Consider the following 6,145-nt stretch of genomic DNA (forward strand, 5'->3'; position numbering starts at 1 on the left):
CCCGGCGTTCTGACGGGCGCCGCCACCCGGCGGCGCCCGTTTCCGTCGTCAGCGGCCGACCGGCCGGAACGCCATCGTCGGGGCCTCGCCCATCACCGACTCGGGCTGCACGACGCCTCCGCTGGACCACAGCTTCGAGCGGCCCACGTGCACGCCCGCGTAGAGCTCGACCACGTCGTCGGAGGCCAGCGGCCGGACCTCCTCGCGGCGCAGGGTGATCCGGTCCTCGTCCTCGAAGGACCCGCCGGGCCGGATGCCGCTGCCGTTCGTGCTGATGTCCTGCACGGTCACCTCGCCGCCGCGCAGCGCCAGCGCCACGTGACCACGGCTGATCCACTTGCGGGCGTCGTCGGTGAGCCACTGCCCGAGCATCACGCCGGAGCCGCCCTCGGGCGCCCGGCCGATGACCACCGGCTTCTCCTCCGAGACCACGAACCGCTGCCGGATCACGCCGTCGATGCGGACCGAGAAGACCTCGGTGGCCGGGCGCGGGCCGATGTCGCGCAGCCGTTCACCGTGCCGCGGGCAGGTCGGCACGCCGGCCCGCAGGGCGGGCGGCGGCTGCGAGACCGGGCTGGTGAAGGTCCGCATGTCGGCGAACGGGCTGTCCGGGTCGCCGCCGTTGCCGTAGCTGTTGCAGTTGGGCGCGGGACAGCTCCACACCCGGGCGAGCAGCCGCTCACCCAGCGGCGAACGGGACGCCTGCGGCAGCGCCTCGCCCCGGCCGACCCGGGCCACCAGCGTCGGGCCGCCCGCGTTCGACACCAGGGCCAGCAGCCGGCCCGGATCGGTCACCCACGGCCGGCGGTCCCGGAACCGGTCCTCCCGGTCGCGGGTGAGCACCGGCAGGCCGAGCATCTCGGCCACCTCGAGCACCCGGTCGTCGATCTGCGGGACGACCTCGATCTTGCCGTCGTCGGCCCAGCGCCGGACCACCATCCGCTCGTTCGAGGTGAGGTCGGTGTCCGAGATGAGACCGCGTGGCGCGATCGCGTAGACCGGGACGTTCTCCTCGGCCACGTGCCGGCCGAGTGCGTCCACGAGCAGGCCGAGGCGTACCAGACTGGCCGGGCGCCCGCCGTCCAGGTCGGCGTAGCGGACGACCTCCGACAGATCAACCACACCCCGGGCCAGGGCCGGGTCGGTGGTGAGCCGGGCCTCGATGGCGTCGAGGACCTTGCTGACCTCGAATCTCACGAGTCCTCCCCCTGTACGTGCGTCCAACCATCATGCCCCGCCCATGATCGCCACGAAAATGGGGCCGTACGCACTGTCCGTTTAAACCCCCGTGTCCGTTTGCCGGATCAGCCGATCGGGAATCCCCTCCTCGACCGGCGTCACCCCCCGATGCGCCGGCACGGCAGAAAGGACCGACATGCGGACACCACGGCTCGCCGGACTGGGCCTCGCCGCCGCGACGGCCGCCGCGCTGGCGGTGAGCGGCTGCGCGGAGAACGGCACAGCCGGTCCCTCGGCCTCCCCCTCCGCCTCCGGCTCGGCATCCGAGCCGGCGGCTGCGGCCCCCTCGGTCTCCACCTCCGCCGACCCGGCCGCCGTCAAGGCGCTCGCGGACGCGGCCGCCGCGCTGGACAGCGAGAGTTTCAAGCTGACCGTCACCGCCGGCTCCGGGTTCCTGCTGACCGCGCTGATCGACGCGCCGAAGGGCAACGGCACCGCCGACCTGAAGGCCACCGGGACCAACACCGAGCTGACCGTGAAGTCGCTGCTGATCGGCCAGGACCTCTACGCCCAGATCCCCGGCATCACCAAGGGCTCCACCTGGACGCACCTCGACATGGGCCGGCTGCCGGAGGGCGCCAACACCGGGCTGCGCCCGGACCGGATCGACCCGGTGGACACCGCGCAGCTGATCGGCTCCACCACGGACGTGCGCGCCACCGGCCCGCGCAACCTGGCCGGCACGCTGGACCTGACCAAGGCGGCCGGCGTCGCCGGCCTCGACCGGGTGACCATCGAGGGGTACGGCCCGGCCGCCCAGCGCGTGCCCTTCACCGCCGAGCTGGACGACCGCGGCCGGCTCTCGGTGCTGACCCTGCAGCTGCCGAAGTCGACGACGCTGGAGGCGCGCTACACCGATTACGGCACCACGGTGACCGCCGAGCGGCCGCCCACGGCGCAGATCGTCGAGGCCCCGGAGGACGTCTACCGCGCTCTCGGCGGCTGACCCAGCGGCTCCGGCTTGTGCTCCTCGACCCAGGCGTCGATGCGCGCCCACCAGTCGTAGAGCCACTCGACACGCTCCTGCTCACCGGCTGGGACCTCCTCCGGTGGCACGCTCCAGAACCGCATCACCAACCGCTTGTCCATCGGCAGCTCGCGCCAGACGTCGGAGACGGTCAGCATCCGGTCCAGGCCGGTGTGCGCCACGAAGATGACTCCGGCGTCCGGCGCGGCGTCGATCGCGGCGAGCAGGCCGCCCGGTTTCGGCGGCAGCAGGTTGCGCAGGCCCTCGGCGCGGACCGCCATGTCGTGCAGGCCGCGGGCCCGCAGCCGGGCGATGGCGCTGGTCCGGCGGCGCGGGGTGAAGTTGCCGCCCTCCGGGAAGATCACGAAGGCGTCGTTGTGGTCCAGGCCGGTGGCGAGATCACCGATCTGCTCCTCCAGCGTCGACGTGCCGGTCCGCCCCGGCGAGATGAACCGGTTGGGCAGGCGGTTGAGCAGCACGTCCACCGCCGGGTCCCACTGCAGGGCGGCCTTCAGGACGATCCGCGGCTCCCGGGCGAACCAGTTGACCAGCGCGTGGATCAGCGTGAACGAGTCACCCGGACCGGCGTGCCGGCTCACCACGATCTCCGGGCGGCCCGGCTGCGCGGTGTCCGGGTCGGTGCCGACCACGTCGATCGCCAGGTGCAGCGACCAGCGGGCGAACCAGAACAGCGACCGCAGGAAGTGTCCGGTGAGGACGTAGTGCGCGCGCTGGAAAGCCGGCGTCCGGATCTTCCACCCGAAGCCGGAGGCGGCCCAGAGAACGGCGAGCGAGATCAGCGCCACCGCGTCCCAGACCAGGTAGACGATCACCAGGAAGACCACCCGGGGCACCCGCAGCCGGCCCGGCACCAGCGGTGACACGGCCAGCGCGATCAGCAGCCAGACCGGCAGGGTGGTAATCAGGGCCAGCGCGAGCAGCACGACGGCCGGGGCGATCAGCAGACGACGGACCCAGACCGGAGGCAGGCTCATCAGCGGCCACCCGGCTCCGGCAACGGATGCACGTTGGCCGCCAGGTAGCGACGGGACGCGGTGTAGGCGCGGCTGATCCGGCGGCCCACCGAGGCCATGTCACGGTACGCCCACGGGGAGTCGTCCCGGCTCTCACCGCCGCCGCTGGGAAGGACATGCACGCGTACATCGTCGGGCAGCGAGGCAAGCTCGCGGGCGAACCGGTGCCGGCGGGCGATCTCGAACGCCACCTGCGCCACCTCCCAAGGCCGGCGGGGCACGCTGAGCTGCCGCTCCACCCGGCCCACCTGCAGCACGAAGATGAGTTTCGCGCCGACCCGGACCGCCTCGCCGATCGGGATGGAGTTGACGATGCCACCGTCCACGAAGTGCTCACCGCCGATCTCCGCCGGTGGCAGCAGGCCGGGCACCGCCGAGGAGGCCAGCACCGCGTCCACCAGCGGGCCGCTGTCGAACCAGTGCTCGGCGGCGCGCTCGATGCTGGCCGCGCAGCAGCGGAACGGGATCTTCAGATCGGCGAACGACGCGCCCTCGCCCAGCTCGCCCTCCAGCAGGCGGCGCAGCGGCCGCGGCGAGTGCAGATGGGTACGCGCGGCGAACCGGCGCATCTGACGACCGAGGGAGTCCCCGTAGACCGCGGCAGCCTCGGGCGAGGTCCAGAGCCGCACCAGACGGTCGGTGACCGACTCGGCCGGGTCGGCGGCGACCAGGGCGCCGTTCACCGCGCCGATCGACGTGCCGACCACCACATCGGGGCGGAACCCGGCCCGGAACAACGCCCGCAGCATCCCGACCTCGACGGCGCCGAGAACGCCGCCACCACCGAGCACGAACGCCACCGGACCGTCGACCATGTGTTCATCCTCCCACGATCTTGCGGCCTTGCCTTGACGCCGATGTGAAGGCATACCGTCGGCCCATGCTGATCGGAGAGCTGGCCGAACGGGCCGGAACCAGCCCGCGGACGCTGCGCTACTACGAGGAGCACGGGCTGGTCCGCCCACGCCGGGACGTCAACGGCTATCGCCAGTACGACGACGCCGAACTGCGCGTGGTGCACGAGATCCGCACGCTGCTCGCCGACGGTTTCGGCCTGGACGACATCAAGCCCTTCGTCGCCTGCCTGCGCGCCGGCAACGAGTCCGGTCACGTCTGCCCGGACTCGGTGGCGGTGCTGCGCCGCCGGCTGGCCGAGGTGGACGGTTACCTCGCCCAGCTCACCGACGTCCGGCAGCGGCTGCGTGACCAGCTGAGCCAAGCCGTCCAGGAAAGGGAGATCCGATGCCAGATGAATCCCTGATCACCGTCACCGACGACACCTTCGCCTCGGTGGTGCTGCGGGCCACCCAGCCCGTGCTGGTCGACTTCTGGGCCGAGTGGTGCCCACCGTGCCGCCCGATGGCGCAGGTCCTCGCCGAACTCGCCGAGGAGTTCCGCGGTCAGGTGCTGATCGCCAAGCTGGACGTGGACGCGAACCCGGAGACCACCCGGGCCTACCGGGTGACCTCGATGCCCACGCTGCTCTTCTTCCGCGACGGTGTCGTCACCTCGTCGCTGGTCGGCGCCCGCCCCAGGTCGGTGCTGCGCCGGGCCCTGGCCGGCGCCACCACGCCGTACGCGAACGTCTAGTCCAATTCGGGCATGGCGACCGGCTGTGGTCGGGGACGGCAGGTGCCGCACTGCACCGCGTCCTCGACCACCAGCGCCTCACTGCGGTCCCGCCGCACCGACCGGGTGACCTCCAGCAGGTACGGCCCGAAGCGTGCGTGCTCGGCACACACGCCCCGTCCGCAGAACCGGCACGTGGCACGTGCCGCCTCGGCGCAGAACCAGCACAGCATGGCGGCCTCCCTCTCTGACGGGAGCGGCCGTCAGCCCTCCGAGGGCGGCTTGGTCTCTTCCGTCGGCTCCGGCTCGGTGGTCGTCGGCGGCGGCTCCGGCTCCGTGGTCGTGGGCGGCGGCTCCGGCTCCGTGGTCGTCGGCTTGCTCGTCGTCCGGGTGGGCCGCGACGTCGGCGGCACGGTGGGCGGCGGCGGACCGGCGGTGGTCGGCTCGGTCGTCCGCGGCGGCGTCGTGGTGGTCGGCCGCACGTCGTCGTTGTCGTCGTCGTTGTCGTTGTCGTTGTCGCCCGGGTCGGCGGGCGCCGTCGTCCTACCCGGCACGGTAGTCGGCGTGGTCGACGGTGCGACGGACGTCGGGGGCGCCGACGTCTCCGGGAACGACGGCTCGTCGACCGGCTCCTCGCTCGGCCCGGCCGACGGCGGCGTGACCTTGACGCCGTCTCCGCAGTTCAGCTCCCCGCCGCCGGCCGGCATCGCGGCGCCGCCGACGGCCACCCGCCCGCGGACCACGGTGACCTCGGACGGGTCCACCGCGTACCAGGCGCGGCCCGCGCTGGTCACGTCGCCCTGGCTGCGCAGCACGGTCAGGTCCAGCGCCGCGAACGCGCCGCTCGGGCTGGTCGTGTCGGCCAGCACCCGGCCGCTGTCCAGGGTGAGCCGGCCCGCCGGCGCCGACGTGCGGCCGGACCGCACCGACACCTCGTTCACCACGGCCCGCGAACCGGGGCAGAGCACCACGGACGCGCCGCCGGGAAAGGTCAGCCTCGCCCGGCCCGACGCGGGCACCTCGATCCGCGCACCCGAGCTCAGGTAGCGGTCGTCGTCGGGCCGCAGCGCCTCGGACTCCTCCTCGACGATCGCGGTGGCCTGCCCGGTGTCCACGCTGAGCAACAGCCGCTCGGCCGGCATCTCCGCCCAGGCCGGGCCGGAACTCACGTTGAGGCCGACACTGACCAGGGCGAAGACCAGCAGCGCGCTGGCGAAGGCCCACATCCGGCGTTCGAAGTGACCGTCCACGTCGTACCCGTCGGTGCTCTCCGGCGGGCCGGGCGGCACGGCCAGCGGCGGGTGCGCGGCGCCCGGGCGGGCGGCGATCGGCGCGC

Annotated in this window: 7 protein-coding genes and 1 pseudogene; 3 read left to right on the forward strand and 5 right to left on the reverse strand. The window is 73.2% G+C overall.

Annotated features, from left to right (window positions below):
- Nucleotides 1-48 precede the first annotated feature (48 nt).
- A complete protein-coding gene (locus AB0F81_RS37270; RefSeq protein WP_360205338.1) occupies nt 49-1,197 on the reverse strand; it encodes an FHA domain-containing protein in 1,149 nt (382 codons plus the stop codon).
- A 178-nt stretch (nt 1,198-1,375) separates the two neighbouring features.
- Here AB0F81_RS37270 and AB0F81_RS37275 point away from each other — a divergent pair, with 178 nt between their 5' ends.
- Nucleotides 1,376-2,185, forward strand: a complete 810-nt coding sequence (locus tag AB0F81_RS37275) for a hypothetical protein (protein WP_360205340.1) — start codon at nt 1,376-1,378, stop codon at nt 2,183-2,185.
- On the opposite strand, the gene AB0F81_RS37280 is transcribed toward AB0F81_RS37275, so the two are convergent.
- Together AB0F81_RS37280 and AB0F81_RS37285 are read right to left on the reverse strand one after the other, a co-directional pair.
- Nucleotides 2,164-3,201, reverse strand: a complete 1,038-nt coding sequence (locus AB0F81_RS37280; RefSeq protein ID WP_360205343.1) for a 1-acyl-sn-glycerol-3-phosphate acyltransferase — start codon at nt 3,199-3,201, stop codon at nt 2,164-2,166. The two genes, AB0F81_RS37275 and AB0F81_RS37280, sit on opposite strands and share 22 nt — an antisense overlap.
- The gene (locus AB0F81_RS37285) at nt 3,201-4,055 is read right to left on the reverse strand and encodes a patatin-like phospholipase family protein (protein WP_360205346.1); all 855 of its coding nucleotides are present in this window, start codon (nt 4,053-4,055) and stop codon (nt 3,201-3,203) included. The genes AB0F81_RS37280 and AB0F81_RS37285 overlap by 1 nt, the downstream gene beginning before the upstream one ends.
- Nucleotides 4,056-4,120: 65 nt before the next feature.
- On the opposite strand from AB0F81_RS37285, the gene AB0F81_RS37290 reads away from it, so the two are divergent.
- Complete coding sequence (locus tag AB0F81_RS37290; RefSeq protein ID WP_360205349.1) at nt 4,121-4,501, forward strand: MerR family transcriptional regulator; 381 nt, start codon at nt 4,121-4,123, stop codon at nt 4,499-4,501.
- Complete coding sequence (gene trxA, locus AB0F81_RS37295; RefSeq protein ID WP_360205352.1) at nt 4,483-4,830, forward strand: thioredoxin; 348 nt, start codon at nt 4,483-4,485, stop codon at nt 4,828-4,830. Before AB0F81_RS37290 ends, trxA begins: the two co-directional genes overlap by 19 nt.
- Here the strand turns inward: trxA and AB0F81_RS37300 are convergent.
- On the reverse strand, nt 4,827-5,042 hold the full coding sequence (locus AB0F81_RS37300) for a hypothetical protein (RefSeq protein ID WP_360205355.1): 216 nt from the start codon (nt 5,040-5,042) through the stop codon (nt 4,827-4,829). The two genes, trxA and AB0F81_RS37300, sit on opposite strands and share 4 nt — an antisense overlap.
- Nucleotides 5,043-5,072: 30 nt before the next feature.
- Nucleotides 5,073-6,145: pseudogene (locus AB0F81_RS37305) on the reverse strand (cyclic nucleotide-binding protein); the annotation flags it as partial.

Source organism: Actinoplanes sp. NPDC024001 (assembly GCF_040638955.1).
Classification (GTDB): Bacteria; Actinomycetota; Actinomycetes; order Mycobacteriales; family Micromonosporaceae; genus Actinoplanes.

What these genes read in the sequence shown, in the direction of transcription:
- AB0F81_RS37275 (WP_360205340.1), top strand. Translation starts at nt 1,376, where the DNA reads ATGCGGACACCACGGCTCGCCGGACTGGGCCTCGCCGCCGCGACGGCC.
- AB0F81_RS37280 (WP_360205343.1), bottom strand. Translation starts at nt 3,201, where the DNA reads ATGAGCCTGCCTCCGGTCTGGGTCCGTCGTCTGCTGATCGCCCCGGCC.
- AB0F81_RS37285 (WP_360205346.1), bottom strand. Translation starts at nt 4,055, where the DNA reads ATGGTCGACGGTCCGGTGGCGTTCGTGCTCGGTGGTGGCGGCGTTCTC.
- AB0F81_RS37290 (WP_360205349.1), top strand. Translation starts at nt 4,121, where the DNA reads ATGCTGATCGGAGAGCTGGCCGAACGGGCCGGAACCAGCCCGCGGACG.
- trxA (WP_360205352.1), top strand. Translation starts at nt 4,483, where the DNA reads ATGCCAGATGAATCCCTGATCACCGTCACCGACGACACCTTCGCCTCG.
- AB0F81_RS37300 (WP_360205355.1), bottom strand. Translation starts at nt 5,042, where the DNA reads ATGCTGTGCTGGTTCTGCGCCGAGGCGGCACGTGCCACGTGCCGGTTC.